Annotated in this window: 28 protein-coding genes; 14 read left to right on the top strand and 14 right to left on the bottom strand. The window is 72.3% G+C overall.

Annotated elements, in window-relative coordinates; translation table 11 throughout:
- Together G3I42_RS04465 and G3I42_RS04460 are read left to right on the top strand one after the other, a co-directional pair.
- A partial coding sequence (locus G3I42_RS04465) for a helix-turn-helix transcriptional regulator (RefSeq protein ID WP_164282537.1) occupies positions 1 to 321 on the top strand: 321 nt, incomplete at its 5' end.
- A 194-nt stretch (positions 322 to 515) separates the two neighbouring features.
- A complete protein-coding gene (locus G3I42_RS04460) occupies positions 516 to 1,847 on the top strand; it encodes a M23 family metallopeptidase (protein WP_343244453.1) in 1,332 nt (443 codons plus the stop codon).
- Positions 1,848 to 1,893: 46 nt separating this feature from the next.
- Here the strand turns inward: G3I42_RS04460 and G3I42_RS04455 are convergent, their stop codons facing one another.
- The 4 genes from G3I42_RS04455 to G3I42_RS04440 form a co-directional block, all read right to left on the bottom strand.
- Positions 1,894 to 3,438, bottom strand: coding sequence for a DUF4157 domain-containing protein (locus G3I42_RS04455; protein WP_164282535.1), 1,545 nt, complete (start codon positions 3,436 to 3,438; stop codon positions 1,894 to 1,896).
- Between the two features lie 156 nt (positions 3,439 to 3,594).
- Positions 3,595 to 5,001, bottom strand: coding sequence for a DUF11 domain-containing protein (locus G3I42_RS04450; protein ID WP_164282533.1), 1,407 nt, complete (start codon positions 4,999 to 5,001; stop codon positions 3,595 to 3,597).
- Between the two features lie 300 nt (positions 5,002 to 5,301).
- Complete coding sequence (locus G3I42_RS04445; protein WP_164282531.1) at positions 5,302 to 5,517, bottom strand: hypothetical protein; 216 nt, start codon at positions 5,515 to 5,517, stop codon at positions 5,302 to 5,304.
- Positions 5,514 to 5,747, bottom strand: coding sequence for a hypothetical protein (locus tag G3I42_RS04440; protein ID WP_164282521.1), 234 nt, complete (start codon positions 5,745 to 5,747; stop codon positions 5,514 to 5,516). Before G3I42_RS04440 ends, G3I42_RS04445 begins: the two co-directional genes overlap by 4 nt.
- A gap of 120 nt (positions 5,748 to 5,867) precedes the next feature.
- Here G3I42_RS04440 and G3I42_RS04435 point away from each other — a divergent pair, with 120 nt between their 5' ends.
- The 3 genes from G3I42_RS04435 (at position 5,868) to G3I42_RS36820 (ending at position 7,312) form a co-directional block, all read left to right on the top strand.
- Positions 5,868 to 6,722, top strand: a complete 855-nt coding sequence (locus tag G3I42_RS04435; RefSeq protein ID WP_164282520.1) for a helix-turn-helix transcriptional regulator — start codon at positions 5,868 to 5,870, stop codon at positions 6,720 to 6,722.
- Entirely contained in the window at positions 6,697 to 6,900 is a 204-nt protein-coding gene (locus tag G3I42_RS04430; RefSeq protein ID WP_343244452.1) for a DUF397 domain-containing protein, read from the top strand. Before G3I42_RS04435 ends, G3I42_RS04430 begins: the two co-directional genes overlap by 26 nt.
- Positions 6,901 to 7,126: 226 nt before the next feature.
- Entirely contained in the window at positions 7,127 to 7,312 is a 186-nt protein-coding gene (locus G3I42_RS36820; protein ID WP_203606352.1) for a hypothetical protein, read from the top strand.
- A gap of 48 nt (positions 7,313 to 7,360) precedes the next feature.
- On the opposite strand, the gene G3I42_RS04420 is transcribed toward G3I42_RS36820, so the two are convergent.
- Positions 7,361 to 7,747: a hypothetical protein gene (locus tag G3I42_RS04420; RefSeq protein WP_164282518.1), complete on the bottom strand. Its 387-nt coding sequence runs from the start codon at positions 7,745 to 7,747 to the stop codon at positions 7,361 to 7,363.
- A gap of 260 nt (positions 7,748 to 8,007) precedes the next feature.
- Between G3I42_RS04420 and G3I42_RS04415 the strand changes: the two genes are divergently transcribed.
- From G3I42_RS04415 to G3I42_RS04405, 3 genes are all read left to right on the top strand, one after another.
- Entirely contained in the window at positions 8,008 to 8,766 is a 759-nt protein-coding gene (locus G3I42_RS04415; protein WP_203606351.1) for a DUF2071 domain-containing protein, read from the top strand.
- 86 nt (positions 8,767 to 8,852) lie between these two features.
- A complete protein-coding gene (locus G3I42_RS04410; RefSeq protein ID WP_203606350.1) occupies positions 8,853 to 9,377 on the top strand; it encodes a DinB family protein in 525 nt (174 codons plus the stop codon).
- 89 nt (positions 9,378 to 9,466) lie between these two features.
- Positions 9,467 to 9,868, top strand: coding sequence for a hypothetical protein (locus tag G3I42_RS04405; RefSeq protein WP_164282517.1), 402 nt, complete (start codon positions 9,467 to 9,469; stop codon positions 9,866 to 9,868).
- Between the two features lie 47 nt (positions 9,869 to 9,915).
- Here G3I42_RS04405 and G3I42_RS04400 read toward each other — a convergent pair whose 3' ends face one another.
- Positions 9,916 to 11,163 (bottom strand): MFS transporter, encoded by a 1,248-nt coding sequence (locus G3I42_RS04400; protein ID WP_164282516.1) that lies wholly within the window; start codon positions 11,161 to 11,163, stop codon positions 9,916 to 9,918.
- 56 nt (positions 11,164 to 11,219) lie between these two features.
- On the opposite strand from G3I42_RS04400, the gene G3I42_RS04395 reads away from it, so the two are divergent.
- On the top strand, positions 11,220 to 11,603 hold the full coding sequence (locus tag G3I42_RS04395) for a MerR family transcriptional regulator (protein WP_164282543.1): 384 nt from the start codon (positions 11,220 to 11,222) through the stop codon (positions 11,601 to 11,603).
- A 4-nt stretch (positions 11,604 to 11,607) separates the two neighbouring features.
- On the opposite strand, the gene G3I42_RS04390 is transcribed toward G3I42_RS04395, so the two are convergent.
- Complete coding sequence (locus G3I42_RS04390) at positions 11,608 to 12,222, bottom strand: histidine phosphatase family protein (protein ID WP_164282515.1); 615 nt, start codon at positions 12,220 to 12,222, stop codon at positions 11,608 to 11,610.
- 101 nt (positions 12,223 to 12,323) lie between these two features.
- Entirely contained in the window at positions 12,324 to 13,082 is a 759-nt protein-coding gene (locus G3I42_RS04385; protein ID WP_164282514.1) for a DeoR/GlpR family DNA-binding transcription regulator, read from the bottom strand.
- 80 nt (positions 13,083 to 13,162) lie between these two features.
- On the opposite strand from G3I42_RS04385, the gene G3I42_RS04380 reads away from it, so the two are divergent.
- On the top strand, positions 13,163 to 13,903 hold the full coding sequence (locus G3I42_RS04380; RefSeq protein WP_343244451.1) for an NUDIX domain-containing protein: 741 nt from the start codon (positions 13,163 to 13,165) through the stop codon (positions 13,901 to 13,903).
- Here G3I42_RS04380 and G3I42_RS04375 read toward each other — a convergent pair.
- The 4 genes from G3I42_RS04375 to leuA all read right to left on the bottom strand — a co-directional run bounded on the left by G3I42_RS04375 (position 13,851) and on the right by leuA (position 20,049).
- Positions 13,851 to 14,822, bottom strand: coding sequence for an SDR family oxidoreductase (locus tag G3I42_RS04375; RefSeq protein WP_164282513.1), 972 nt, complete (start codon positions 14,820 to 14,822; stop codon positions 13,851 to 13,853). The genes G3I42_RS04380 and G3I42_RS04375 overlap by 53 nt on opposite strands.
- Before the next feature lie 142 nt (positions 14,823 to 14,964).
- Positions 14,965 to 16,818, bottom strand: coding sequence for an FG-GAP-like repeat-containing protein (locus G3I42_RS04370; protein ID WP_164282512.1), 1,854 nt, complete (start codon positions 16,816 to 16,818; stop codon positions 14,965 to 14,967).
- A 232-nt stretch (positions 16,819 to 17,050) separates the two neighbouring features.
- Complete coding sequence (locus tag G3I42_RS04365) at positions 17,051 to 17,803, bottom strand: TerB family tellurite resistance protein (protein ID WP_164282511.1); 753 nt, start codon at positions 17,801 to 17,803, stop codon at positions 17,051 to 17,053.
- 440 nt (positions 17,804 to 18,243) lie between these two features.
- Complete coding sequence (leuA, locus tag G3I42_RS04360; protein WP_203606349.1) at positions 18,244 to 20,049, bottom strand: 2-isopropylmalate synthase; 1,806 nt, start codon at positions 20,047 to 20,049, stop codon at positions 18,244 to 18,246.
- A 354-nt stretch (positions 20,050 to 20,403) separates the two neighbouring features.
- Here leuA and G3I42_RS04355 point away from each other — a divergent pair, with 354 nt between their 5' ends.
- The gene (locus G3I42_RS04355) at positions 20,404 to 21,453 is read left to right on the top strand and encodes a M4 family metallopeptidase (protein ID WP_203606348.1); all 1,050 of its coding nucleotides are present in this window, start codon (positions 20,404 to 20,406) and stop codon (positions 21,451 to 21,453) included.
- A gap of 60 nt (positions 21,454 to 21,513) precedes the next feature.
- Positions 21,514 to 21,789: a protealysin inhibitor emfourin gene (locus G3I42_RS04350; protein WP_164282509.1), complete on the top strand. Its 276-nt coding sequence runs from the start codon at positions 21,514 to 21,516 to the stop codon at positions 21,787 to 21,789.
- Positions 21,790 to 21,923: 134 nt separating this feature from the next.
- Here the strand turns inward: G3I42_RS04350 and G3I42_RS04345 are convergent, their stop codons facing one another.
- A complete protein-coding gene (locus G3I42_RS04345; RefSeq protein WP_164282508.1) occupies positions 21,924 to 22,880 on the bottom strand; it encodes a VCBS repeat-containing protein in 957 nt (318 codons plus the stop codon).
- Between the two features lie 316 nt (positions 22,881 to 23,196).
- Between G3I42_RS04345 and G3I42_RS04340 the strand changes: the two genes are divergently transcribed.
- Both G3I42_RS04340 and G3I42_RS04335 read left to right on the top strand, forming a co-directional pair.
- A complete protein-coding gene (locus tag G3I42_RS04340; protein ID WP_164282507.1) occupies positions 23,197 to 24,069 on the top strand; it encodes a GNAT family N-acetyltransferase in 873 nt (290 codons plus the stop codon).
- A gap of 167 nt (positions 24,070 to 24,236) precedes the next feature.
- A complete protein-coding gene (locus G3I42_RS04335; protein WP_164282539.1) occupies positions 24,237 to 25,160 on the top strand; it encodes a zinc-binding dehydrogenase in 924 nt (307 codons plus the stop codon).
- A gap of 60 nt (positions 25,161 to 25,220) precedes the next feature.
- Here the strand turns inward: G3I42_RS04335 and era are convergent, their stop codons facing one another.
- The gene (gene era / locus G3I42_RS04330) at positions 25,221 to 26,171 is read right to left on the bottom strand and encodes a GTPase Era (protein WP_164282506.1); all 951 of its coding nucleotides are present in this window, start codon (positions 26,169 to 26,171) and stop codon (positions 25,221 to 25,223) included.
- Positions 26,172 to 26,255 lie beyond the last annotated feature (84 nt).

The following is a 26,255-nucleotide window of genomic DNA, read 5'->3' as shown; positions in this document are numbered from 1 at the left end:
GCGGCGGGCCTGCCCGCGCTGCGCGAGGCGGCGGGCCGCGCGGAACAGGCGGGCGCGATCCGCCTGCGGGCCGAGGCGCAGACGGCACTCGGCACGAAGGGCCCACCGGGCCCGGCCGGTGCCTCGGGCGCGGTGCTCACGGCAGGCGAACACCGCATCGCCCGCCTGGCCTCGGAGGGCCGCACGAACAGCGAGATAGCCGAGCTGCTGCACGTGGCGCTGCGCACGGTGGAGACCCATCTGACCCACACGTACCGGAAGTTGGGGATACGGAGGCGCGGCGAACTGGCCCGGGCGCTGGCGCCGGGGCGGCGGGGGTGAGGGCCCCTGCGGGGGGCGGGCGGAGGAAGACCTCGCGTGCGGGTCGAGCTGCCCGCCCGGACACCACTCCCTGCCTCCCCGGCTCCTGACTTACCGCCCCCGCTCCCGTAGCGTCCGGCGGGCAGCCGTTTCTCGCGGCCCGGCAGCCGTGTTTCCCACGGCCCGAGTGACCCTCTTCCAGGAAGTCCCGACCGGTGAACGAGCCGTCCCCCATTCCCGGGCCCGAACAGCCCTTTCCCGGCCCCGCACATCTCGCGTACGAGCCCGAGCACGGCACGTACGGGCCGCACGAGGCACCCGGGCCCCACGGCACGTACGGGCCCCACGAGGCGCCCGCGCCGCACGACGCACCCGCGCCGGACTTCGCACCCCCACCGGGAAGCCTGTCCGCCCCGGAGACCGCATCCGCCCCGGAGACCGCATCCGCGCCCGAGACCTCGTCCCCTCCGGAGGACCCCGCCCCCAAGCCCCCGAAGAAGCGCCGCCGTCCCGGCCCCTTCACCCTCCTCGCCCTCCCCGGCCTCACCGTCCTCGTCGGCTCCGTCGTCTTCCTCACCGTCGCGGGCAAGCTCCCCGGCAGCGGTGAGGAGGAGGAACCCGCGCGCACCCCCGTCAAGGAAGCGGAGTCCGCCGCGCTCGTGGACGACTCGTTCGTGCCGTGGCTCAAGCAGGCGGCGGGCGCGTGCACGGTGCTGCGGCCGTCCGTCCTCGCCGCGCAGATCGACGCGCAGTCGGGCTGGAACACGGACGACGCGGCCCTGACCGGCCCCACCGGCATCGCGGGTTTCGACGCGGCGGGCTGGAAGAAGTGGGGCAAGGACGCGGACGGCAACGGGACGTCGTCCCCGAAGGAGCCCGTCGACGCGATCATGGCGCTCGGCCGCCAGGACTGCGCGCTCGCCGACGAGGTGACGAAGGCGCGGACGAGCGGCACCGTCAACGGCGACCTCCTCGACCTGACGCTCGCCGCCTACACGACGGGCACGGCGGAGGTCACCAAGGCCGGGAAGGTCCCCGCCAAGGGGACCGCGTACGTCAAGAAGATCGAGAAGCTCGCCAAGCAGTACAAGACCTTCGACAAGGGTGACGCGACCCCCGGCCAGGGCGCCGCCCCGACCTCGGCCGTCCTCGCCTGGCCCTCGGCGACCCACACCGTCAGTTCCCCGTACGGCACCCGCGAGCACCCCCTCACCCACGTGACGAAGCTCCACACGGGCGTCGACTTCCCCGCCGCGCAGGGCACTCCGGTGACGGCGGCGCGCGAGGGCACGGTGGTCTTCGCGGCGCTGACGAAGGCGTACGGGAACCGGATCGTCGTCGACCACGGCACGATCAGCGGCGCGCACGTGCAGACGACGTACAGCCACCTCTCCGCGATGCACGTGACGACGGGCCAGCACGTGACGACGGGCACGCTCCTCGGCGACGTCGGCTCGACGGGCCTCTCGACGGGCCCGCACCTGCACTTCGAGGTGATCAGGGACGGCTACTACAACGACCCGATGCCGTGGCTGGGGGCGGGCTGAACCGTCCCCCGCGCGGCTGAGTGGCCGGGCGTGCGCCCGGCCGCGCTCATGCGCCGGGCCGGCCCCCGTTCCACACCTCTCCCACCGGGAACTCCCCCGTCTTGTCCGCCACGACGGTCACTTTCCGCACGAAGAGTTGCAGGAGCAGCTCGCTGGGTGTCGAGTCGTCGCCCTTCGGGCCGCGCCCGGCGACCGCGAAGCTGAACGGTCCGCGTTGCTCGGACTTCATACCGATGTAGCCCGGGAGTTTGCCCTCCCCGTTTGCCACGCCCTGGAACTCGCCCCGGCCGCTTTTGGCGTGCTCGATGAGGGCCGAGGAATAGCCCTTGCCGAGCGCCATGTGCCGGGGATCGAAGAGCAGGTCCGTCGCGCCCGGTTTCAGCGAGAACTTGAGCATGACGGCGTGATTGCCGTCCGGCGGGCTGGCCTTGTGGAAGGTGTGGCCCTGGGCGTGGTCCGCGAAGTGCGACCCGGTGGCCATCGAGCCGAACCGGGCCTTGAAATCCGCCGTGGTCTTGTCGGGCGCCTCGTCCGCTACGTACTCGTCGACCTGCTGGGGCTTGGGGCCGCTCCAGTACTCCCGGAGTCCCCGTGCCTCGTCCGCGTGCATCGCGCGGTAGAGATCGATGGAGCCTTCCTCGGGCCCCTTCTTCGCGAGGTCGGCGAGCAGGGCGGGGCCGACCGTATTGATGATCTCCTTCATCGAGCGCGCCTGCCCCTTCTTCCTGGGCTGCTTCCCCCTCGCCGTGAGATGCGCCTTCAGCATGGGGTTCGGCGCCCCCGCCTCACCTTCGCGCGGGGTCACGCCCGCTTCCTGCTCCCACCACGGGTTGGCCAGCTCCGGCTGCCCCGGGACCTGTTCCTCTTCCGCGCCGGCGGCCGGTTCGGGCGCCGGACCGGCCTTCTTCGCCCGCTTCTCCATCTCCTTCTTGCTCAACTTGGCCCGCTGCACGGCGGCCCCCGCCGCGCTCCCGCCCTCGGTGTGCGCGGGTGCGGTGGCGGCCTCCGTCGCCGGGCCCGCCAGCGCGCGTACCGCGTTCGCCTCCGCCTCGCGCTCGAAGCGGTCCGAGGGGTCCGAGACCTTGAGGCCCGCTCCGTTGTCCGTCCCCGCCACCGGCCCGGTGCGCTGCTGGATGACGTGGGTGAGTTCGTGCGCGAGTGTGTGCCGGTCACCGCCGCCCTCGCCGAGTACGACGTGGCTCCCGCTCGTGTAGGCCCGCGCCCCGACCTCGGCGGCCGAGGCCCGCGCCGGAGCGTCGTCGTGCAGCCGTACGTCCGAGAAATCGGCCCCGAGCCGCGCCTCCATGTCGATCCGCACGCCCGAGTCGAGCGGTCGCCCGGCGCCCCGCAGCACGTCGTGCACGGCGGAGCGCTGCACGGCGGGTGCGTGCGCGCACCCGGGCCCGTGCCGGTGCTCGTCCTCCTCGGCCGCCCGCTGCACCCACGGGTGCCCGGCGGCGCGCAGGGTCTGTACGACGGCGGCGTTCCCGGCCCCGGCGAGGAGGTCGAGCGGCCCGGCGGCTCGTGCGGACCGCGCCTCGCGCCGGTCGGCGGCGCGGGCGGAATCGCCGTTCTTCTCCTGTGCGTGCATGGAGCGAAGGTCTCCCCGTACGAGGGCTGTAGACGTTCCCTTCCTACTGCCGGGCGCCCCCGCACACCAGGTGCGCGGGGGCAGCGCCCCTGGGCCGCCCGGGCAGCCCGGGCGGGGCCGGAGCATGTCCGGCCCCGCGCGCACCGCTTCCTCCCGTCAGCAACTCTCGTGCGGGACGCAGGGATTGCAGCACCGCGGCGCCGGTTCGACGCATACGACGACGCCGTCCGTGTTGTTCCCGGGCGCCGGGTCCAGCTCGCGGCCGGTCACGGTCGCCGTGTTCGTCAGGCGGCACGCGCGCGTCGCCTTCGCCCGCAGGACGAGCGTCGCGCTGGCGCCCACCGCCAGGTCACCGACCGCCCAGCGCCCGGCCCCGGTGTCCCAGCTTCCCGTGTGCGCCTTGGCGGAGAGGAAGGCGAGGCTCACGGGGAGCCGGTCGGCGACGGCGACACCGGTCGCACTGGTCGGTCCCGCGTTGCGCACCGTGATCCGGTACGTGACGGTCTGCCCGACGGTGACGCGCGTGAGGTCGGCGGACTTCACGAGGCTGAGGTCGGCGGCCGGATTCACGTCCGTGGCGGCCTCGTTCGAGCTGGCGGTGAGCGGTTCGGGCTGGTCGCCGAGCCGGTTCTCGTACGTCGCCCTGGCGGTGTTCAGGAGCCGTGTCCCGGCCGCCGCGAGGTCGATCCGCACGCGGTACTCGATGGTCGAACCGCCGGGCAGTTCGGCTGTGTTGGCGAGGCTCCCGCCCGTCGTCGCGTTCGCGCCCGTACCGAGGTGGTAGACGACGGCGCGGGCGGCGCCGTCGTAGTACGCCTGGTCGTCGCCGCGCGCGTCGGTCTTCACCCCCGCCCCGGGCCCCTCGACGACCCGCAGCGATCCCGGCACGTACGTCGTGTGCGCGGGCAGGACGTCGGTGAGGACGAGGTTGTCGGCGGGCCCGCCGCCCTCGTTGCGCGCCGTGACGCGGTACGTGAGCACGTCGCCGACGTCCAACGGCCCTTGCGGCACGGCGACCTTGGTCAGCTCGACGCGGGGCGCGGTGCCGAAGAAGATCCCGTCAAGGAAGTTCCCGATGCCCCGGTTGCCCCCGGCGGCCGAGACGGAACGGAAGGCGAAGCGGGTGAGGGCCTGCCCCGCGGGGACGGTGTACGTACCCGTGTAGCGACCCCAGGCGGTGTTCCCGTCAGTGAACCGCCCTTGTTCCACCGGGCCGTTGACGGGGCCGATGTCGAGCGCCATGGTGTCGCGCCCCTGCCGCCCCCGGTGGAAGAGCCGCCAGTACAGCTTCGTCCCCGGCGTGGTCGGCAGGTCCTGGTACAGCGTGGAGACCTGGTTGGCGTTGAGTTCGGCGAACTGCGCGCCGTCGATGGACGGGACACCGTTGAAGCCGGTGCGCCAGATCTCCACCATGTGGTCGGTGGCCGTCGTGCGCCACCCCGGCACGTACTTGCGCGCCTGCGGCTGCGAGGCGTCCGGCAGGATCTCGAACCCGCTGACGACCGGCGCCTCGAAACTGCCGTTGACGAGACTGACGCGGAGCGGGGCGGAAGGCGTGGTCATGGTGCTCCCCCTTCACTTCGGCGGCCGGGGCCGCCACGGAGCAGCACTACAGCGCGCGAGTACGGGCCCGTACAGCGCGGGCCGCAAGCGCTGGCCAAGTGTGGCGACACCGTTTCGGCCACGGTTTTCCGGTACGGGGGCGGGGCGCACCCCGCGCCGTACGGGCACAGGCGCCCCGGGAGGCGCCCCGACCCCGTACGCCTCCCCCGCACTGGCCGGAAACGGCCTGCCGCCCGCCCCCGGGAGGGCGAACGGGCGGGCGCGGCATTGACCCCGCGCCCACCCGTCGCCGCGCTGCGCCTACAGCCGCTCACCCCGGCTGCGGGCGTTGAGGTACAGCGTCTCGGCCCGCAACCTCTCCATGGTCTCGGCGAGCCGCACCTCACTCGTCCTGCGCCCCCAGAGCGCGCCGCCCCCGATGGGCCGCAGCACGACGACTTCCGGGGCGGCGGCCTCCACGATGCCGACCGTGCCGGTGACGGTGTCCACGACGTAGGCCCCTGCCTTGAACGTCACGCGCCGACCGCCTTCCGCCGCAACACGGCGGCGAGCCGCGCGGCAAGCTCGGGCGAGCACCCACCGAGAGTGACATGCGGGCAGGGTGCTTCGCGGGCGACGGAGGCGAGATCGAGCGCGAGGGAGGGGAGGCGGAGCCCGTGGGCGGCGAGGGCGGCCCGGAGTTCGGCAACGGCGTCCTCGGCGTCCGAGACGCAGGCGGGGGCGTGGCGGGGGGAGTTGGGGGGCATGGGGTTCACTCCGTAGATAGATCGGGTCATTTCGCGGATTCCGCCCCTCAAGGCTCTTGCGCTCCGCTTACGTTGTGAAGTAGCCACCGCTTGACACTGGGTTTGTGAAGGAGCCAGCACATGGCCATCTCCCCCGGCGACCCCCTCCGCCTCCTGACCTGGCAGTACTTCGGAGAGGAGCTACGGAGACTCCGTGAGGAGGCGGGACTCACGCAGGCCGAATTGGCAGCGCTCGTGTACGTCTCCGCCAGCTACATCGCGCAGTTCGAGGCAGGGCGCCGCAAGCCGAAATCGGATGTGGCGAAACGGCTCGACGAGGTTCTGAAGACGGGCGGGACCTTCTCGCGCTACGTCCAGAAGCTCATCACCAACCAGCCTGTCTTCGCCCCGCATGTCATGTCGTTCCTGGACCTGGAGCAGGAGGCCGACGGCTCCTACGTCTACGAGTCCAATCGCATCCCCGGCATTCTTCAGACGCGGCGTTACGCCGAAGCGCTCTTTCACGCCTACCGGCCGTACGCCGCCACCGATGACGAGGAGATCGCGGAACTCACGGAGAGGCGCCTTAAGCGAGGCGACCTCCTCGGAAACATGCGGCTCTGGGCGGTCCTCCAAGAGACGGCACTGCGGGTGCCGGTGGGTGGTCCGGAAGCAATGCGTGAGCAACTGCTCCACTTGGTCGACCAGATCCATTCGAAGCGCGCTGTCATCCAGGTGCTTCCCATCGCAGCCGGTGCGACGAGCGTGATGCTGGACTCGTTCACCCTCCTGCGCTTCAAGGACATGCCGACCGTTCTCCACACAGAGGCGTTGTGCAACGGGGTCACACGCGATGAAGTCGAAGTCGTTGACGAGGCGTTCGAGGTCTACGCTCAGCTCAGGAGCACGGCGCTATCGCCCGATGCTTCCCTCCAGTTCATCGAGTCCCTCACCCAAGGAAATCCGGACAGTGCACCTCCAGGACAGCGTGGATAACAACTGGCGCAAGTCGAGCTACTCGGCCCCCGACGGGGGCCAGTGCGTAGAAGTAGCCCCCTCCCCCACCGGCTGCGCCACCCGCGACAGCAAAACCCCCACCGCCCCCCACCTCACCTTCACCACCCCCGCCTGGTCCGCCTTCCTCTCCCACCTCGCTGCCGACCGCACCCGCTGAGGTCCGTCCGCCGCGAGGCGTACCCCGTTCCGCCGCCCCCTGGTCGCCCTCGCGGGCCCGGCGGCCACGGCGCGGAATAACCCCGGCCACGGCGTGAATAACCCCGCATTCATTCATCGCGCCCCGACCGGACGGAACACCGGCGGCCGTCGCCCCGGCCCCGGCCGAGCGGGGCCACAATCCGATCGCCCGGCCCTCAACGCAGCCATAGGGTACGCAGGTTGTCGTGGGCGACGGAGAGGCGGTGCGGTACGTGAGGCGCAAGGTGGCGGTGCGGGAGCGGCTGGGCGGGGCGGTACGGGCCGCGTATCCGGGGCGGAGTCTCGCGGGGGTCGAGCGGGTCGCGGGTGGGAGCAAGAAGGGGGTGTACCGGGCAGGGGTGGACGTGTTCCTGGCGGCGTACGGCGGTTGAGGCGTTCGTAGAGGCTGTGCGGGCGCCGAGAGCGGCGCCCGGGGCACCTCACCCCGCCGCAGGTCGTTCCTGCTCCGGTACGGAGGTGCGCGACTCCGCCTCCAGGAACGCCGCGCGCCGTCGCAACCCGGTGGCGATCTCGTCCCAGTCGGGGCCGTGCATCCACAGGTTCCCGGCCGCCTCGCGCAGCAGGGCGGGCTCGTCGGGGCGCTGGAGGAGCACGAGCCGGTACGCGAGATTGCGCACCCAGACGGGGAGCGCCCCGTCCACGCCGTGCGGGCACAGCGTGTGCAGCATCGCGAGGATGTCGTCGGGCGAGGCGAAGGTCAGTTCCTCGACGAAGTAGTGCACCCGGTGTTCGAGCCCGCACTCGGGCACCTCCCGGTACTCGTCCCCGAACAGACACCGCGCGTGTTCCGTCAGCCCACCGTGCACACCGCACCCCTCTCCGAGCCGAGCAGTATCCCGGGCAGGCCACGGTAGGCCACGGCCCGGGGAGGAGGACCGGGCTGCCCGTGCGGGCGGGAGCGGTACGGGACAGCCCCCGCACGGGTGCGGAAGCCGGGGGCCGCCGGGACGAATCACCCGGTCGTGGGACGGCCCGTGCCGCGGTGACGGCCGGGGGCCGGGGCTTGTGGCCGAACCGGGACGTCTCCCCCCGGGGTCGGACCCGCCGGGCGTGGAACGCTACCGCCATGGCACCCACCGCTCGCTCCGTGGAACCGATAACGCCCGACCCCGTGCGCCGCCTGTCGCACACCCTGCTGACCCAGTCCTGGCTCGACGTGGCTTTCCTCCACTGGGCGGCGGACCCGGCCGACGTCGCTCCCCTGCTCCCGGCCGGCACGACGCCGGACCTGCACGAGGGCCGCACCTACGTGGGCCTCGTGGCCTTCCGGATGCACCGGGTGGGCTGGTTCGGGCTCCCCGGCATCCCGTACTTCGGGACCTTTCCCGAGACCAATGTGCGCCTGTACTCGGTGGACCGGCACGGGCGCCGCGCGGTGGTCTTCCGCTCCCTGGAGGCGTCCCGGCTGCTGCCGGTGGCCATCGGCCGCGCGTTCTTCCAACTGCCGTACTGCTGGGCCCGCATGGAGGTCGCTCGGGACGGGGACACCCTCAGCTACCGCACGCGCCGACGCCTGCCCGGCCCCCGGGGCACGCACAGCCGCATCGCCCTGCGCGTCGGCGAACGGATCGGGGAGCCCACCCCCCTGGAACACTTCCTGACGGCACGCTGGGGCATGCACCACACGTTCTTCGGCCGCTCGGGACACCTCCCCAACATCCACCCCCGCTGGCCCCTGCACCGCGCGGAACTCCTCCACGTGGAAGACGAGCTGATCCCCGCCGCAGGACTCCCCACCCCACCCGGCCCCCCACTGAGCGTCCTCTACTCCCCCGGAGTCACCGTCCGCTTCGGCCGCCTCGCCCGGCCGGTGACGGCGACGTGACCACCGCCGGACGAGCGCGCAGGGACCAGGCGGGCAGATCGGCCGCCGCCCGGGCCTTGTCAGTGGCGGCTGGCACCATGCCCCGCATGGACACGGACGGCGCGGATGACACGAACGGCACGGACAGCGCGGACAGCCCGGAGAAGGAAACTCTTTCGGTGTTTCTCGCGGCTCAGCGCGCCGGCGTGCTCGCCGTGGTCGAGGGGCTGGACGCGGGGGCGCTCACCACGGCGGTGCTGCCCTCCGGGTGGACGCCGCTGGGGCTCGTGGAACACCTCGGGTACGCGGAGCGGCACTGGTTCCAGGAGGTCGTCCTCGGGAAGGCGGAACCGCTCGGCTGGCCCGACGACCCCGCCCCGTTGACGACCCCGCGACCGCCCGACGTCGTCTTCGCCTTCTACGCGGACCAGTGCCGCCGTTCCGACGCGGTGCTCGCCCGCACGCCGCTCTCCGCCGCCCCGCTCGGCCGCCATTCCGAACCGCTCGGGGAGGAGTTCGGCGAGGTGCGCGGCATCGTCCTGCACATGATCGAGGAGACCGCACGGCACGCCGGACACCTGGACGCCGCCCGTGAACTCATCGACGGACGCACGGGACTGGGCCCCCGCTGACCCCGCACGTTCGCCTGCCCGTCCACAACTCGCCCGCACGGCCATGGGGTTACGGTGTCTGCCGGATGCTACGGAGGGAGCGGACGGACATGCCTGGAGCGCGGGCGGAGTGGGGCCGACGTCGCACGGTGTGGCTGTACGGGGGCCTGGTGCTGTTCGCCGCCGGAGTGATCGTCGTGGCCTTCGCCGTCAACGCGCTGCGCTCGGACCCGGGTTGTGACGGCGGCTGCGCGGGCTCGCCGAGCGGCGAGGCGACCACCGTGGGCCGCGCCGACGACAGCGACCCCCTCGTCGTCCTCGTCCCGGCACACGACGACGGCTCGGACACGGCGGCGGTCATCTCGGCGGCGGGCGGCGCGGTGGGCGCGGTCCTCGGCGGCACGGCGATGCTCATCTCCGTACTGCGCCGCCACCCCGGTACGCCGGGCCCCGCACCGGAGCCGGAAACACCCGCCGCGCACCCCCAGGACGAGCCCGGCCAGCACACGTAGCCGCAGGACCGCGCGACCCTCGCGCTCTCAGCCGAGCCGCGCAGTCGCTACGCCCGGCCCCCGCCACCCACCCGCCCCCGTACCGGAAACCCGTGCCGCCGCGCCCCCGCCACCAGCACCAGCGCCGGCACGAGGAAGGCGAGGACGCTCCACGGCAGCGCCCCCGTGCCGAGCCCGTCGAGGAGCAGGCCGCCGGCGAGACCGCCCCCGGCCGTCGCCACGTTCCACAGGGTCACGAGCCACGCCTGCGTCGCGTCCGCCGCACCACCGCCCTCCTCCCCCGCACCGTCCCCCGCGTCCCCCGCCGCCGTCTGGAGGAGCGTCGGCGTACCGCCCCACCCGAGCCCCCACAGCGCCGCCGCCCCGTACACGAGCGCCGCCTCACGGACCGGTACGGCCAGGAGCGCCGCCGCCGCGGCGACGAGGAGCGCGGCGGCCAGCGTGAGGGCGCGCGGGCGGCGGTGGATGAGCGCGCCGACCAGCCAGATGCTCAGGAGCGACGCGAACCCGAAGACCAGGAGGACGCGGTCGGTCGCCGCGCCCATGCCGACGTGGTCCAGGTACGGGGCGAGGTAGGTGTAGCAGAGGGTGTGCGCGAGCACGAAGAGCAGCGTCACGGCGAGAACCGGGAGGACGCCGGGGATCGCGAGCACGCGCGCCACCGGGACACGGGCCCCGGCCGGCCGGCCGGGCCGCTCGGGCACCGCGACGGTGATCCAGCCGAGGAGGACCACCGTGAGCGCCGTCATGGCGAGGAAGGCGGTGCGCCAGTCCGCCGTGAGCCCGAGGTACGTACCGGCCGGGACGCCCAGCGCGAGCGCGACCGGGATGCCCGCGAGGGCCACGGCGACGGCTCGGCCGTGCAGCCGTACGGGTACGAGGCTGCGCGCGTACCCGGCCAGGAGCGACCAGGCGAGACCGGCGGCGACCCCGGCGACGGCGCGGGCGGCGAGCGTGAGGGCGTAGCTCGACGAGAGCGCGGTCACGGTGTTCGCGAGGCCGAAACCGGCCATGGCGGCCAGCAGCAGCCGCCTGCGCGGCCACGGGGCGGTCGCGGAGGTGAGCGGGAGGGCGGTGAGGGCGATGGCGAGCGCGAAGACGGTGACGGTCTGGCCCGTCGCGGACTCGCTCACGCCGAGATCCGCGCTCATCGCGGGCAGCAGCCCGGCGGGAAGCACCTCGGTGAGGCACGTGAGGAAGACGGCGGTGGACAGGGCGAGAAGCGCGGGCAGCGGAAGCCGCGGGCCCCCAACGGAGAGTGGACGCACGGGAGATGCTGGATCTGTGGTCGGCATGCCGCGTATCGTCGAAGCCTCACATTGGTGTGAAGGTCAAGCGAGGGGGCCGCGCGATGCGGATCGGTGAGTTGTCGGAGCGTACGGGGACGCCGCGCCGCCTCCTGCGCTACTACGAGGAGCAGGGCCTCATCCACGCCGAGCGCTGCGCGAACGGGTACCGGTCCTACGACCCGCGCACCGAGGACCGCGTCCACCAGATCCGGGGCCTGCTCGACGCGGGCCTCCCGACCCGCGTGATCAAGCAGCTCCTCCCCTGCCTCGGCAAACCCCGCGAGATCCACTTCTCCGACGCGACCCCGGAGACCCTCGCGACGCTGGAGGCGGAGCGCGCCAAGATGGACGAGCGTATCGCCTGCCTGACGCGCAACAGGGACGCGATCACTGCCTACTTGGCGGCGGTACGGGCCCAGCCGTGCACGGCGCCCGCCGGGGGCTGAGCGCTCACACGCGGTCCTCGGGCGGGCTGTCCGTCCAGCGCAGCCCGGGCGGGAGGTGGCTCAGGTCGTTCTGCACATGGAGGTAGGGGGCGCGGCCGGGCGTGTGGCGGATCGTGGTGAGCGAGGCGTGCGAGTGGTTGATGCCGAGCCAGCGCCAGGCCGGGGCGTAGAGGGCTTCGCGTACGAGCCAGGCGACGAGGAAGTTGTGGGTGACGACGATGTCGTGCCGCCCGGAATCGCCTTCGGCAGGCCCCGTGTACAACTCGGTCGCCCGGCGGGTGAGTTCGGCCCCGGTCCGGGCCTCCTCGGGCGTCGTGTCCGCGAGGAAGCCGAGGTAGAAGTCGGCGAGGTGGTCCGGGAGTTCGTCACGTCGCGGCACGTACGGCACGTAGTCGCCCGCCGTATCGGCGAGTTGAGGCCGCACACCGACACGCTCCCCGACGATCCGCGCCGTCTCGGCGGCACGGGGGAGCGGGCCGTGGTGGACGGAGCCGACAGGCAAGCGCGCCAGTCGTTCCCCGAGAAACGCGGCCTGCTCGCGCCCGCGCGCGCTGAGCCCGCCGCCGTCGGGCGCGGGCTCGGCATGACGGATCAGGTGCACGAAGCGGGCGGCGGGCAAGGGGGCCTCCGGGGGCGTGATCGGGACGGGGAGAGGGACGCGCGTGGCCGTGGGGCGGTTCCGCGAGGACCGCGAGAGCCGCGGTGCCCGTCCCCGCCTGCTCACCCCGCCCGCAGCACCTCCACGCCCAGCCCCATGAGTTGGGCGAGGACCGGGTCGGTGGGGGCGGCGTCCGTGATGAGGCCCGTGATCTTCTGCCAGGGCAGGACGCGGAAGCGGGAGGCGGTGCCGATCTTCTCGGAGGAGGCGAGGATGTAGGTCTCGGCGGCGCGGGACGCGAGGGCGCGTTTCATGGCGGCCTCGTCCGCGTCCCCCGTCGTCAGGCCGACCTCGGGGTGCACGCCGGTGACGCCGAGGAGGCACACGTCGGCGGTCACGTTCTGCGCGGCCTCGACGGCGGCGGCACCGCACGTGACGGCCGAGTGCTTGAAGAGACGGCCGCCGAGGAGGAAGAGTTCGGCGCGCGGGTGGTCGAGGAGCGCGGCGGCGATCGTGGGGCTGTGCGTGATGACCGTGCAGGGCAGCTCGTGCGGGAGGGCGCGGGCGAGCGCGAGCGCGGTCGTACCGCCGTCGAGGATGACCGCGCTCCCCGGACGGACGAGCTTCGCGGCGAACGCGGCGACCTTCCGCTTGCCGTCCGGGGCGACGGCCTGGCGCGCGGTGTACCCGGCGACGGCGGGCGAGGCGGGAAGCGCACCCCCGTACACCCGCTGGCACAGGCCCTCGGCGGCCAGGTCGCGGAGGTCGCGGCGGACGCTGTCCTCGGAGATCCCCAGGTCGGCGGCGACGTCCTTGGCGATGATCTTGCCTTCGTTCGTCAGCAGACCCAGGAGGTGATCGCGGCGTTCAGCAGCAAGCATGCACATTCCCTCCTGTTCTTGCACGTTCTTGCGGTAGTCTACCGCCCGTCCGCCCTCCCGCGTACCCCCAGGAGCCCACCGTGGCAGAACGCCCCGGCGTCGAGATCCCCGACCACCGCGGCCGCACCGGCCTCGACCAGGCCGGGCGCGGCCTCGACCGCAACCCGGACGTCGTGGTCGAGGACGTCGAGCTGACCTCGCAAGGGTGGCACGTCCTGCGCCGTACGAGATTCGCGTACCGCCGCCGGGACGGCCGGTGGCAGACGCAGGAGCGCGAGACGTACGACAGGGGCGACGGCGCGGTGGTCCTCCCCTACGACGCCGAACGCCAACGCGTGCTGCTGACACGCCAGTTCCGCTACCCGGCCTACGTGAACGAGCACCCCGACGGCATGCTGATCGAGGCGGCGGCGGGCCTGCTCGACGCGGACGACCCGGAGACGGCGATCCGCCGGGAGGCCGAGGAGGAACTGGGCGTCCGCCTCGGCCGCCTGACCCACGTCTACGCCCCGTACATGAGCCCCGGCTCGGTCACCGAACGCCTCCACTTCTACGCGGCCCCGTACACACCGGCCGACCGCGTGACGCGCGGCGGCGGCGTCGAGGAGGAGGGCGAGGACATCGAAGTCCTCGAACTCCCCTTCACCGAGGCCCTGTCGATGATCCGCGACGGCCGCATAGCCGACGCCAAGACAGTGATGCTGCTGCACTGGGCGGCACTGGAGGGGCCGTTCCGCGCCTCTCCGCGGACGGCCCCCGCCGCCTCCCTCACCGATAGTCCTCCGCCACCCCCTTCTTCCCCCCGAACACCACGTCCCTGAAGTACGCGAAGGAGTCCGGGCGGCTGCCGTCCACGTCCGTCAGGTCGTAGGCGCTGGCGAGTTCGGCGCTCGACACGGATTTTCCGGACCAGCGTGGGCGGTTGGGGTCGGCGGCCAGGGCGGCGAGGCCGCGTGCGAGGTAGTGGGGGGACTCGGCGATCGCGAAGTGGGGGTCCTGGGCGGTGGCTTCGCGCCAGTTCTCCTCCGTGACGCCGAAGAAGGAGAGCATCTGCTCGGAGCGCAGGAAGCCCGGACTGACGCTGAGCGCCGTGCCGTTGAAGGAGGACAGCTCCTCGGAGAGGGCGAAGGCGATGCGGTGCGGGGCGGTCTTGGCGAGGTCGAAGTACAGGTTGTCGCGGAAGCGCTCGTTGAACTCCGCCGTTCCGTCGGTGACTTCGATGTGGACGGGACCGTCCGAGCGGATCAGGAGCGGCAGCGCGAGGCCCGCCGTGATGACGTGCGAGCGGATGCCGAGATCGAGCATGCGCAGGCCGTCCGCGAGCGGTGTCTCCCAGCTCTTCTTGCCGAACACGTGCTTCACGACGAGGTGTTCGCCGCCCCACAGGTCGTTGACGAGGATGTCGAGCCGCCCGTGGTCCGCCTCGATCCGCGCGAAGAGCGCGCGGGCCTGCTCCTCGTCCAGGTGGTCGGTCGGTACGGCGATCCCGGTGCCCCCGGCGGCTGTGACGAGTTCGCCGGTCTCCTCGATGGTCTCCTGCGGTCGCCCGACCTCGCTCGTGTGCGTACGGGTCGTGCGGCCCGTCACGTAGACGGTCGCCCCCGCCTCGCCGAGCGCGACCGCGATCGCCCTGCCGAGCCCGCGCGTCGCCCCGGCGACGAGGGCGATCCGGCCGGCGAGGGACCGTTCCCCCGCCGCCGACTGCTGCTGTTCCCGCGTGATGTGGTCCATGCCGTCCATCGTGGACGCCCATCCCGCCAGAACCTGTCACCTTTTCCAGGAATCCGCCCGTGTCCCGCACGGGTGACCGCACCCGGCGGCCGGGAGGGGCACGGGGTCCCCTCCCGGCGCTCCGGCGGGACCCTCGGGCGGCCCCTGCCGGTCAGGACAGCGAGCTGAACCAGTCGCGGACCGGCGCGCTCACGCCCGTACCCGTACTGGTGAAGCGCCAGAGGCCGTAGGTCCGGCGTCCGTCCGTGCCGAGCCCGTTGTCGTACAGCACGCCGACATCGGCCTTGCCGTCGCCGTCGAAGTCGGCGCCGAAGGGCACGGCCCGGCTCCACGTCCAGCTCGTGGCGCTCGTCCACACCTTCTTCGGGGCCGCGAAGCCGGAGCCCGTGCTCCCGAAGGTCCACAACACCGTCTCCTGGAGACCGGTCGTCGCGTTCTTCCCGTTGTCGTACAGCACCCCGACGTCGGCCTTCCCGTCGCCGTCGAAGTCACCCGCGACCGGCCGGCTCGCCGCCCAGTCCCAGCTTCCCGTGCTCTGCCACACCCGCTGCGGGGCGGCCACCCCGGTGCTCGTGCCCGCGAAGGTCCACCAGGCGGTACGGGAAGACCCGTCGGCGTCCTTGCCGTTGTCGTACAGGACGCCGACGTCGTCCTTGCCGTCACCGTCGAAGTCGCCCGCCGTGGACTTGATGTGGCTCCACGTCCAGCTCGTCGCGCTCGTCCACACCTTCTTCGGGGGCGCGAAGCCGGAACCGGTGCTCCGGAAGTCCCACAGCCCGGTCTCCTGAAGGCCGGTCGTCGCGTTCTTCCCGTAGTCGTAGAGCACCCCGACGTCGGCCTTGCCGTCACCGTCGAAGTCGCCGGCGACCGGCTGGCTCGCCGCCCAGTTCCAGCTTCCCGTGCTCTGCCACACCCGCTGCGGCTCCGCGAAGCCCTCGCCCGTGCTGGTGAAGGTCCACAGCGCGCTCTTGTATGTGCCGTCGGCGTCCCTGCCGTTGTCGTAGAAGACGCCGATGTCGTCCCTGCCGTCACCGTCGAAGTCGCCGCCGACGAGCTTGACGTGGCTCCAGGTCCAACTGGACGCCTCGCTCTGCCAGACGACCCGCGGCGCCGAGAGACGCGCGCCGTCGCTGGTGTGCAGCCACAGCGCGACGCGGCGCTTGCCGCTGACGCTGTCGAGACCGTAGTCGTACAGGACGGCGGCGTCGTCCTTGCCGTCACCGTCGAAGTCGCCTCCGACCGGCAGCCCCTGCTGAGGCAGGGACGCGACCTGCTGGACCCAGGCGGTGATGTCGTCCAGGCGCGTGGAGACAGCACCCGTACGGGTCTCTGCCGCGTCCGCTCCGAAGCAACCGCCTTGCCAGGAACGACTGTTGACGGCGGTCAGGCGCAGGGTGCCGTCCACCTCCCGCAGCACGGGGCCGCCCGCGTCACCGGCACAAACCGCGTCCGACGCGGTCGCGCCCTCGGTGGCCAGGTCCACGCCGTCCACCGACGTCGTGACCCCGGAGGCCGTGTGCAGCGACAGCGGCGCCCACTGGTCGTGGGTGCGACCGTAGCCCGCCGTGGTGAGCTTCTCCCCCGCCGCGGGCGGGGTGAGCGCCAGCGGGGCGGGCGCGATGCCCGTCGTCGGGGTGTCCAGGCGGGCCATGACGAGATCGCGGTCGGTCCTCGGGACCAGCTCGACGACTTCGCGGACCTGCCCGGAGGTGGTGGAGAGATCGGTGCGCCCGATGGTCGCCGTGGTCTTCCACTTCGGCTTCCCCGCGCTCACGTGCCCCGGGCTCTGCGCCAGGTCGTCCGCGAAGCACTGGGCCGAGGTCGCGAGCCACTGCGGGGCCACCAGGACGGCGGAGCACGCCCGTTGGGTGTCGCCCAGCACGAGCCGGGCGGTGTAGGAGAGCGAATCCCTGGCCGCGGGACCCCCTGTGGTGGCGGCGGCCTGAACCCCCGCGAGCGAGGCCGCGACGAGGGTTCCGGCGAGAGCGGCACCCGTGAGTGCCATGGGTCTGGTGATGCGCACGTGAACTGTCCCAGCGTCGAGGAATACGGGCGGACACCCGGGTGGGGCCCTCACGGCGCTCGGACGGCGACCGGCGCGTCCCCCGACCCAGCCGTCACTCCAGTCATGTTTGCTCACACAAAGAGCACACACAAGGCTTACGGAGGACACCTTGTGTGCACATCTCGGCGGCAAATCGCCTACTGCGCAGACAAACTGACACCCTCTCCCCCGCTCAGGACGGCGTCTTCGCCTCCTCCAGGAGTCGCCCGATCTCGTCCGTCTCCAGGAGCAGCGCTCCGCCCACGACGTTCAGCGCCTCGCGTTCGGCGGAGGTGTAGGGGCCGTCCGCGAGGGCGACGCGGGCGCCCTGGAGGAGGATCGAGGCGCGGCCGAGTGCCGCGAGGTGGGGGGCGAGCGGGTCGAGGGACTCGTGCAGCTCTATGGCCAGCGTGAGCGCGGCGGTCTCGGCCTCGGCGGGGTCGTCGGGGCAGACCGGGGAGCCGGGGTCCTCGGCGAGGGCGCGCATGAGGGCGTACAGCTGGTCGTCCTCGCAGTCGGTCCAGCCGGCCGCGCGGACGGTGGCGACGGCGGCGTCCATCGTGGAGCGCGAGGCGGTGCCGCTCGCGGCGAGCACGGCGACGACGACGGTGTGCACGGCATCGCGCAGGAGCGCGCCGAAGCGGGCGGTCGTGGGGTGTTCGAGGGCTTCGACGCCGTACTCGGCGGTGCAGGAGCCGCACTCGACGACGGGCCCCGTGGTGCCGCGCGGCAGGAGCGGGACGCCGAGGAACGCGACGTACCTGCTCCCGGTCTTGCGCACGTAGGCGCGGTCGCCGCCGCAGTCGGGGCAGAAGAACTCGCCGTCGCTCTCGACGTTCCAGCGCGTCCGCAGCCGCAGCGGGCCGTAGCGGGCGGGCGGGGTGGGGTGGGGTCCGGCCCCCGACCGCTGGTGACGGTCCTCGCCCCTGCCTCCGGCTCGTGCCACGGCGCACCTCCCTGTTCGGCGCGCGTGCGTCCTCGCACCGCGCTCGTCCTGCCCGCGGGCGAACCCGCTGTGCGTGCGGGAACTGGGATGCCCCGCACGGTGGCGCCGGGTGTCCGACGCCTTGGCGTGATGTTAGCCACATCGCCGTGATGACGTCAGTACCCCGGCGTTACTCGGTCGATACCTGGCCGAGAGTGACCGCAGGCCCCGACAGGGGGTGAACCCTGCGGGGCCTGCGTGGTCATGACAGCGCGAACTCCCGCGCGGGGGGTGAGGCGTGGGGGAAGGCGGTTGACGGCCGAGGGGGTGGGCGGCCGGGTTCCGGGCGTGTCGTACGGGGGCGGTCGGCGGCCCGTACGGCACGCCCGGGGCGGGGGTGGCGGGGGGCGCGGGGAGATCGTCCCCGTACCACCCCGGTCACCCTCGTACGGGCAAGTGCCTCAGCGGCCCGCGCGGTTGACCGCGGAGACGACGGCCTTGAGCGAGGCGCGCGTCGTGTTGGCGTCGATGCCGATGCCCCACAGGACGCGGTCGCCGACCGCGCACTCGATGTACGAGGCGGCCTGGGCGCTGGCGCCCTCGCTCAGCGTGTGCTCCTGGTAGTCGAGCAGGCGGGCGTCGATGCCGACACCCTGGAGCGCGTCGAAGAACGCGGAGATCGGGCCGTTGCCGCTGCCGGTCAGCTCGGTGTCGACGCCGTCCACGACGGCCTGCACAGTGAGCTTGTCGAGACCGTTCTCGGTCTGCGCGGTGGTCTGCCCGGCGCGTACCTGCACCCGGCCCCACGGGTTGGCGGAGTTGGGCAGGTACTCGTCCTGGAAGACGTTCCAGATCTCGTCCGGGGTGACCTCGCCGCCCTCGGCGTCCGTGCGCGCCTGGATGATGCGCGAGAACTCGATCTGCATGCGGCGCGGCAGGTCCAGCTTGTGGTCGTTCTTGAGGACGTACGCGATACCGCCCTTGCCGGACTGCGAGTTGACGCGGATGACGGCCTCGTAGGAGCGGCCCACGTCCTTCGGGTCGATGGGCAGGTACGGGACGGCCCACTCGACGTCGCCGACCTGCTTGCCCTCGCGCGCGGCGCGCTGCTCCAGGGCCTCGAAGCCCTTCTTGATGGCGTCTTGGTGGGAGCCGGAGAAGGCGGTGTAGACGAGGTCGCCCGCGTAGGGGTGGCGCGGGTGCACCTCCATCTGGTTGCAGTACTCGGCGGTGCGGCGGATCTCGTCGATGTCCGAGAAGTCGATCTGCGGGTCGACGCCCTGCGAGAAGAGGTTCATGCCGAGCGTCACCAGGTCCACGTTGCCGGTGCGCTCGCCCTGGCCGAACAGGCAGCCCTCGATGCGGTCCGCGCCCGCCATGACGGCGAGTTCGGCGGCGGCGACGGCGGTGCCGCGGTCGTTGTGGGGGTGCGCGGAGAGCGAGACGTGCTCGCGGTGGGACAGGTGCCGGGACATCCACTCGAAGCGGTCGGCGTAGGTGGAGGGGGCCGAACGCTCCACGGTGGCGGGCAGGTTGAGGATGATCTCGCGGCCGGGGCCGGGCTGCCACACCTCCATGACCGCCTCGCAGACCTCCAGCGCGAAGTCCAGCTCGGTGTCGGTGAAAATCTCCGGCGAGTACTGGTAGCCGAAGACGGTCTCGGGGCCGAGCAGCTTCTCCGCGTACTCGACGACGTGCCGGGTGCCGTCGACGGCGATCTTCTTGATGTCGTCCTTGCTGCCCCGGAAGACGACCTCGCGGAAGACGGGCGCGGTCGCGTTGTACAGGTGGACGTTGGCGCGGCGGGCGCCGACGAGGGACTCGACGGTCCGCTCGATCAGCTCCTCGCGGGCCTGCGTCAGCACGGAGATCGTGACGTCCTCGGGGATCGCCTCGGGGTCCTCGATGATGGAGCGCACGAAGTCGAAGTCGGTCTGCCCGGAGGACGGGAAGCCGACCTCGATCTCCTTGTAGCCCATGCGTACGAGCAGGTCGAACATCTCGCGCTTGCGGGCGGGCGACATGGGGTCGATCAGGGCCTGGTTGCCGTCGCGCAGGTCGGTGGAGAGCCAGCGGGGCGCCTTGGTGATCCGCTTGCCGGGCCACGTGCGGTCGGGGATCTCCACCTGCTCGTAGCGGCCGTAGCGGTGGAAGGGCATCCCGGAGGGGGCCTGGAGGTGGGCGGTGTTGCTGAGGGGCTGCCGTCCGGAGCCGTCCGCGGGATTCTGCTGCGCGGGAACGGTGGCGGTGGGCTCGCTGGTGGTCATGTGCGTGGGCTCCTCTGAAGTCCGCTGAGGCTGAGGTGGCCGACGGGGCGGAAAAACCGCAACACCTCACTCCGCGGGGAGGGGGTCGGCCTACGACTACAGACCCTCGCCGCGGCAGCTAAGAAGAAGCAGCCCGAAACGCATGATGCTCCGCACCTTAGCCGAGTCCCGCGAGGCGCGAGATTCCGTATCACCATGCGGGACGAGGCATGACTCCCTCGTCCGGCCCGTCGGTCCCATTATGGGCTGGCGGGCTGACGGCGATCTAAACCTCCGCACGTGATATGTCCCTCGTACGTACGAAAGTCCCCCACGATTCGTGACAGTGCGCATGTATGGGGTAACCGTGTGTGCATGAACACTCACCTGCACCTCCCGCACCACGCCTTCTGCACGATCGTCCCGCCGCACCTGCTCGACCACCTCGCGCAGGCGGGTCACGCCGCCGCGCGCCGCACGCTCGACGAGGACGCGGGCCGCCGCCACCAGCGGCGGCAGACGGCGCTCGCGCTCACGCTCGCCGCCCCGGCCGGCGAGCCGACCGGCTCCGAGACCCCGGACCGCACCGTCTACGACGCCCGGCACGGCATCCGCCTCCCCGGCCACAAGGTCCGCGCCGAGGGCCAGGAGCCGACGCGCGACGCGAGCGTGAACCGCGCGTACGCGGGGCTCGGCGCGACCTTCGACCTGTACCGCAAGGTCTTCGGCCGCGACTCCATCGACGGGCGCGGTCTGCCGCTGCTCGCGAGCGTCCACTACGACCGCGAGTACAACAACGCCTTCTGGGACGGCGACCAGATGGTCTTCGGCGACGGGGACGGGGAGATCTTCCTCGACTTCACGCTCCCGGTCGACGTCATCGGCCACGAACTGACCCACGGCGTCACGCAGCACACGGCGAACCTGGAGTACCAGGACCAGGCGGGCGCGCTCAACGAGTCGATCTCGGACGTCTTCGGCTCCCTCGTCAAGCAGTACGCGAAGCAGCAGCGCGCCGAGGACGCGGACTGGCTCATCGGCGACGAACTCCTCGCCCCGGACGTCGAGGGCACCGCGCTGCGCTCGATGAAGGCCCCGGGCACCGCGTACGACGACGACGTGCTCGGCAAGGACCCGCAGCCCGCCTCGATGGACGACTACGTGGACACCGAGGAGGACAACGGCGGCGTCCACATCAACTCCGGCATCCCCAACCGCGCCTTCTACCTCCTCGCCACCTCGCTCGGCGGGTACGCCTGGGAGCGCGCCGGGCGCATCTGGTTCGACGTGCTCACGGGCGGCGAGCTGTCCTCGACGGCGGACTTCGCCGAGTTCGCGGCGCTCACGAGCGCGGCGGCGGACGGCGCGGACGAGAAGGAGGCGGTCACGAAGGCGTGGTCGGAGGTGGGGGTGTCCCTGTCGTGAGCGAGTCTCGCGCGAGGCGCGAACGGTGCTCGGCACGGCGGACGGGGTAGGCCCATGGGTATGCGTATCGAGGTGACACGGACGGGCGGCTTCGCGGGCGGACGGCGTACGGGGGTGATCGACACCGACAGCGCGCAGGGCGCCGCGGACGCCCCCCAATGGCACTCACTCGCGGAACAGGCCCTGCGCGAAGGCGCCGCCGAACCACCGAGCGGGGTCCCCGACGGCTTCCGCTACACCCTCACCGTCGACGGCCGCACGGTGCACGCGGCGGACCCACGACTGGGCGAGGCACAGCGGGAACTGTTCCGGAGGGTACTCAAGGAAGGGGCGTAGGAGGGGGGCGTGCGGCGGGGTGAGCGGGCCGCCCGTCCCGCAGACGCGAGAGCGGGAGCACGGCAGGTACCGCGCTCCCGCTCCACCTCGGCCGAGGTGGTCACCCGCCGCTCAAGCGGCGGGCGTCAGACGGTTCAGGAGAACATCGTCTTGTAGATCTGGTACCCGTGACCGATCTTGACCTTGGTCGCGTAGGGCGCGGCGGCCTTGCCGGTGCCCTTGTACAGGTACAGGTCGCCCTTGGTGTCGCGGGCGATCAGGTCGGCCGTGCCGTCGAGGTCCACGTCACCGGCGCCGACGAGCGCGTTGTACGTGTTCCAGCCCTTGCCGATCTTGGTGCGGGCGGCGAAGGGCGCCTTGTAGTTGCCGGTGCCCTTGTAGAGCCACAGGACGCCGTCCTTGTCCCGGGCGACGATGTCGGCCTTGCCGTCCCCGGTGAGGTCGCCGTGCCCGGCGATCTGCGTGTAGACGCCCCAGCCACCGCCGACGCGGTAACGACCGGTCACCTTGCCGTTGCCGTAGCCCAGGTACACCCACAGCACGCCGGACTTGTCCCTGCCGAGCACGTCGGAGCCGATGGCCCCGCCGAGGTTGCCCGGTGAGAAGAGGGTGTCGTAGATGTTCCAGCCGTGGCCGACGTAGTCGTCCTGGTAGGAACTCCACATGTAGCCGTCGGTGTCCCAGATCCACGAGCCGTCGACGAGGTCGTCGCCGTCGTCGTCGACGGCGACACCTGTCTTGACGCCCGTGAAGTCGCCCAGCGACTCGCGGGTGTCGAGCCCGCCGTTGCCGTCGAGCGCGTAGTACCAGGCCTCGTTCTTCTTGTCGATGCCGACCATGCCGAGCAGCGGCGCGGCACCGATCGTCTGCGCCGAGAAGGCGCGGGCCTTCGGGGCCGCCTTCCGGGCTCCCTCCGGCGGGGCCTGCTTGGTGGCACCGGCCACCGCACCGGCCGCCTTCTGCGCGCCGGGCGCCGGGGCCTGGTCGGCCACCGCCGTCCCGGCCGTCGCGGTGACGAGGGCTGCGGCTGTCGCAGCGACCGCGAAGCGACCGAGCTTCTTCTTTCCCTTGTCGAGGGAGGATTTGGCCACGTAGGACTCCTCTGTGATGAATGACCTCGGTGGGGCCGCGAGGAGCTTCCGTGCCTCCGGAATGCCGGAAAGTTCAGTCACCCCGTACGTCACGAGCTTTCAGGAAGGTCACAGAAACCTCACAAGCCCCTGGAGATACTGACACGAAATATTCGGGAGTCAACACGCTTTTGTTCACTGCGGATTAACTCGGCACGATTGCAATACCCTTTTGGTACTGAGCAGTTGACAACTTTTTCGCGTTTCGTGAGTCGTACATCGGGCTATGGGAGGGGCCGGGTGCCGGAAGCCGCCCGCGAGGGGCAGGATTGCCCGTATGGCCGCTCCCGTCCGCCGTACCCACACCGGCGACCCCGTCGTCGCGCGCGTCGAGTGGTTCCACGAGACGGTCGCGCGCGAGTTCAGTCGTGTCCGTGAGCGGTACGGGCCGTTCGTCCTGCATCTTCAGCCGTGGCAGGGCCCCTTCCCCGCGCGCCCGCACCCGGCCGAGCGAGGCCGGGCCTTCACCGCGGCGGAGGTACGGGACCTGCTGCGCACCCAGCGGGAACGGCAGGCGCCGCGCGGCCTGGAGTGGCTGGCGGAGACGGCGCCGGCGCTGCGCGCCGCCTGCGAGGAGGCTGGCCTGGTCGTACGGGAGCACCCGGTGCTGCTGATCGACCCCTGCGGGGACGGTTCCCGTGAGGCGTCGGCCGCTCCGGATTCGGCGCCCGCCGCCCAGCTCCTCGCGTCGAACGACTGGCGCGTCGAGCACGCGATCGCCGTCGCGCACGTCGGCTTCACGTACCCGGGCACGGACCGGGGCCCCGAGGGGCGCGGCTCCGTCGCCGAACTCCTCGCCTCGGGCGAGCTGCGCCGGGAGGCCGCCGAAGCGAGCCGGCGCATCCGCGAGGGCACCCGGGCGCTCGCGCTCGCCGAGACCTGGGAAGGCCCCGTGGCCACGGGCCAGTTCAACATCCTGGACGACCTCGCCGAGATCATCGCCGTGGCCACTCTCCCCGAGGCCCGCCGCAGGGGCCACGCCTCCGCCGTGCTCCGCGCCCTGATCGCGGAGGCCCGCTCCCGCCGCCTGCGCACGATGTTCCTCACGGCGGCGGACGAGGAGGTCGCCCGGATCTACGAAGGAGTGGGGTTCCGGCGGCTGGCGACGCTGCTGGAGGCGGTGGAGGCGGGGCCCGCGCGGGGCGTCTGACGGCCGGCGCGAAATCCGGCGGCGCGTCCTGGGGGGCGCCAGCTACCGTCCCTGCCGTGAGAGCCGCGACCTCACGGGTGCCCGTACGGACGAGGGTGTCCGGCAGTGCATGACCCGTGAGGTCGCCCGTCATCGGGAATTCCGAGGAATCCGCCCTGGAGGTGTTCGTGCGCCGCGTCCGCTACGAGAAGAACGGCGGCCCCGAGGTCCTGTTCGTCGAGGAGGCGCCGGTCCCGGAGCCGGGCCCCGGCGAACTGCTCGTACGCTGCGAGGCGATCGGCGTGACCCTTCCCGCCGTGCGCAAGGTCCGCGAGAGCAAGGAGCCGGCGCCGCTCGGCGGCGAGGTGGCCGGCTCCGTCGTCGCCCTCGGTCCGGGAGTACGCGGCTTCGCCGTCGGGGACCGCGTCACCGGGCTCGCCTTCACGGACGGCTACGCGGACCTGGCGGTGCTGGGCCAGGCGATGGCCTCGCACGTTCCCGCGGGTGTGACCGCTGTCGACGCGGTGGCGCTGGTCCGCAGCGGGCTGGTGGCGCGCGGCGCCTGTCAGGCCGGACGTGTCGAGCCGGGCGAGTCGGTGCTGGTCACGGCCGCGGCCGGCGCGGTCGGAGGGCTCGCGCTGCAATACGCCAGGAACGGCGGGGCCTCGCGCGTGGTCGCGGCTGTGAGCGACGCGGCGAAAGCGGACTTCGTCCGGGGCCTGGGTGCCGACGAGGTCGTCGTCTACGGCGAGGCGTCCTGGGGCGAGCCGGTCGATGTCGTCCTGGACGGCGTCGGCGGCGAGTTGCTCGGCCCGGCCGTGCGGGCGCTGGCTCCCGGCGGCCGGCTGGTCGCCTTCAGCTCCGGCGGCGGTTCGGTCGACGCCTTCGAGCTGTTGGTGCGCAGCGCCTCGGTGATCGGCTTCCAGATGGCCGCCGTCGCTCGCAACCAGCCGGAGCGGTACGCCCGTTGGCGCGAGGAGCAGTGGGAGCTGTTCCGGGCTCGCGAGCTGCGCACGTCCGTGCACGCGACGATCCCGCTCGCCGAGGCCGCCCGCGCCCACGCCATGATCGAGGGACGGATGAACCTCGGCAAGGTCGTGCTGCTGCCCTGAACAGTCCCCCACGCCCCTGAGTGGATCGTGGCAAACCTTGATCCACTCAGGGAACAGGCTCTAGAACCCCAGCCGCCTCAGCTGCTTCGGGTCGCGCTGCCAGTCCTTCGCGATCTTCACGTGCAGGTCGAGGAAGACCGGCGTGCCGAGCAGTGCCTCGATCTGGCGGCGCGACTTCGTGCCCACGTCCTTGAGGCGCTGGCCCTTCGGGCCGATGACGATGCCCTTCTGGCTGGAGCGCTCGATGAAGAGGTTCGCGTGGATGTCGAGGAGCGGCTTGTCGGCCGGGCGGCCCTCGCGCGGGTTCATCTCCTCGACGACCACCGCGATCGAGTGCGGCAGCTCGTCCCGTACGCCTTCGAGCGCCGCCTCGCGGATCAGCTCGGCGACCATGACCTGCTCCGGCTCGTCGGTGAGGTCACCCTCCGGGTAGAGCTGCGGGCTCTCGGGGAGGAGCGGGACGAGGAGGTCGGCGAGGAGCGAGACCTGCTTGCCCTCGACGGCGGAGACGGGCACGATCTCGGCCCACTCGAAGCCCAGCTCACGGCCGAGCGCGTCGATCGCCATGAGCTGCTCGGCGAGCCGCTTGCTGTCGACGAGGTCCGTCTTCGTGACGATCGCGACCTTCGGCGTCCGCTTGATCCCGGCGAGTTCCTTGGCGATGAAACGGTCGCCGGGGCCGATCTTCTGGTCGGCGGGGAGGCAGAAACCGATCACGTCGACCTCGGCCCACGTGGCCCGGACGACATCGTTGAGCCGCTCCCCGAGAAGCGTGCGCGGCTTGTGCAGCCCGGGGGTGTCGACCAGGATCAGCTGCGCCTCGGGGCGGTGCACGATGCCGCGCACGGTGTGCCGCGTGGTCTGCGGGCGGTTCGAGGTGATGGCGACCTTCTGCCCCACCAGTGCGTTGGTCAGGGTCGACTTCCCCGCGTTGGGACGGCCGACGAAGCACGCGAATCCCGCGCGGTGCGGGGTGGCGGGGGCGGTGGAGGGTTCGCTCATACGGGCCATTCTCCCCGATCCGCCGAGCGCCGCCGACCCGGGCCGCCACGCACCGCCCCGGCGGAGCCGCCCCGCACCCCCGGCGGAACCGCC

This window comes from Streptomyces sp. SID11385, from assembly GCF_010548245.1.
GTDB lineage: Bacteria > Actinomycetota > Actinomycetes > Streptomycetales > Streptomycetaceae > Streptomyces.
This window is presented reverse-complemented; position numbering and strand designations above follow the sequence as displayed.

Excerpts from the sequence above, each read along its gene's own strand:
- G3I42_RS04455 (WP_164282535.1), bottom strand. The coding sequence starts at position 3,438 with ATGCACGCACAGGAGAAGAACGGCGATTCCGCCCGCGCCGCCGACCGG.
- G3I42_RS04450 (WP_164282533.1), bottom strand. The coding sequence starts at position 5,001 with ATGACCACGCCTTCCGCCCCGCTCCGCGTCAGTCTCGTCAACGGCAGT.
- G3I42_RS04440 (WP_164282521.1), bottom strand. The coding sequence starts at position 5,747 with ATGCCCCCCAACTCCCCCCGCCACGCCCCCGCCTGCGTCTCGGACGCC.
- G3I42_RS04435 (WP_164282520.1), top strand. The coding sequence starts at position 5,868 with ATGGCCATCTCCCCCGGCGACCCCCTCCGCCTCCTGACCTGGCAGTAC.
- G3I42_RS04415 (WP_203606351.1), top strand. The coding sequence starts at position 8,008 with ATGGCACCCACCGCTCGCTCCGTGGAACCGATAACGCCCGACCCCGTG.
- G3I42_RS04410 (WP_203606350.1), top strand. The coding sequence starts at position 8,853 with ATGGACACGGACGGCGCGGATGACACGAACGGCACGGACAGCGCGGAC.
- G3I42_RS04405 (WP_164282517.1), top strand. The coding sequence starts at position 9,467 with ATGCCTGGAGCGCGGGCGGAGTGGGGCCGACGTCGCACGGTGTGGCTG.
- G3I42_RS04400 (WP_164282516.1), bottom strand. The coding sequence starts at position 11,163 with ATGCCGACCACAGATCCAGCATCTCCCGTGCGTCCACTCTCCGTTGGG.
- G3I42_RS04395 (WP_164282543.1), top strand. The coding sequence starts at position 11,220 with ATGCGGATCGGTGAGTTGTCGGAGCGTACGGGGACGCCGCGCCGCCTC.
- G3I42_RS04385 (WP_164282514.1), bottom strand. The coding sequence starts at position 13,082 with ATGCTTGCTGCTGAACGCCGCGATCACCTCCTGGGTCTGCTGACGAAC.
- G3I42_RS04375 (WP_164282513.1), bottom strand. The coding sequence starts at position 14,822 with ATGGACGGCATGGACCACATCACGCGGGAACAGCAGCAGTCGGCGGCG.
- G3I42_RS04370 (WP_164282512.1), bottom strand. The coding sequence starts at position 16,818 with ATGGCACTCACGGGTGCCGCTCTCGCCGGAACCCTCGTCGCGGCCTCG.
- leuA (WP_203606349.1), bottom strand. The coding sequence starts at position 20,049 with ATGACCACCAGCGAGCCCACCGCCACCGTTCCCGCGCAGCAGAATCCC.
- G3I42_RS04355 (WP_203606348.1), top strand. The coding sequence starts at position 20,404 with ATGAACACTCACCTGCACCTCCCGCACCACGCCTTCTGCACGATCGTC.
- G3I42_RS04350 (WP_164282509.1), top strand. The coding sequence starts at position 21,514 with ATGCGTATCGAGGTGACACGGACGGGCGGCTTCGCGGGCGGACGGCGT.
- G3I42_RS04340 (WP_164282507.1), top strand. The coding sequence starts at position 23,197 with ATGGCCGCTCCCGTCCGCCGTACCCACACCGGCGACCCCGTCGTCGCG.
- era (WP_164282506.1), bottom strand. The coding sequence starts at position 26,171 with ATGGCCCGTATGAGCGAACCCTCCACCGCCCCCGCCACCCCGCACCGC.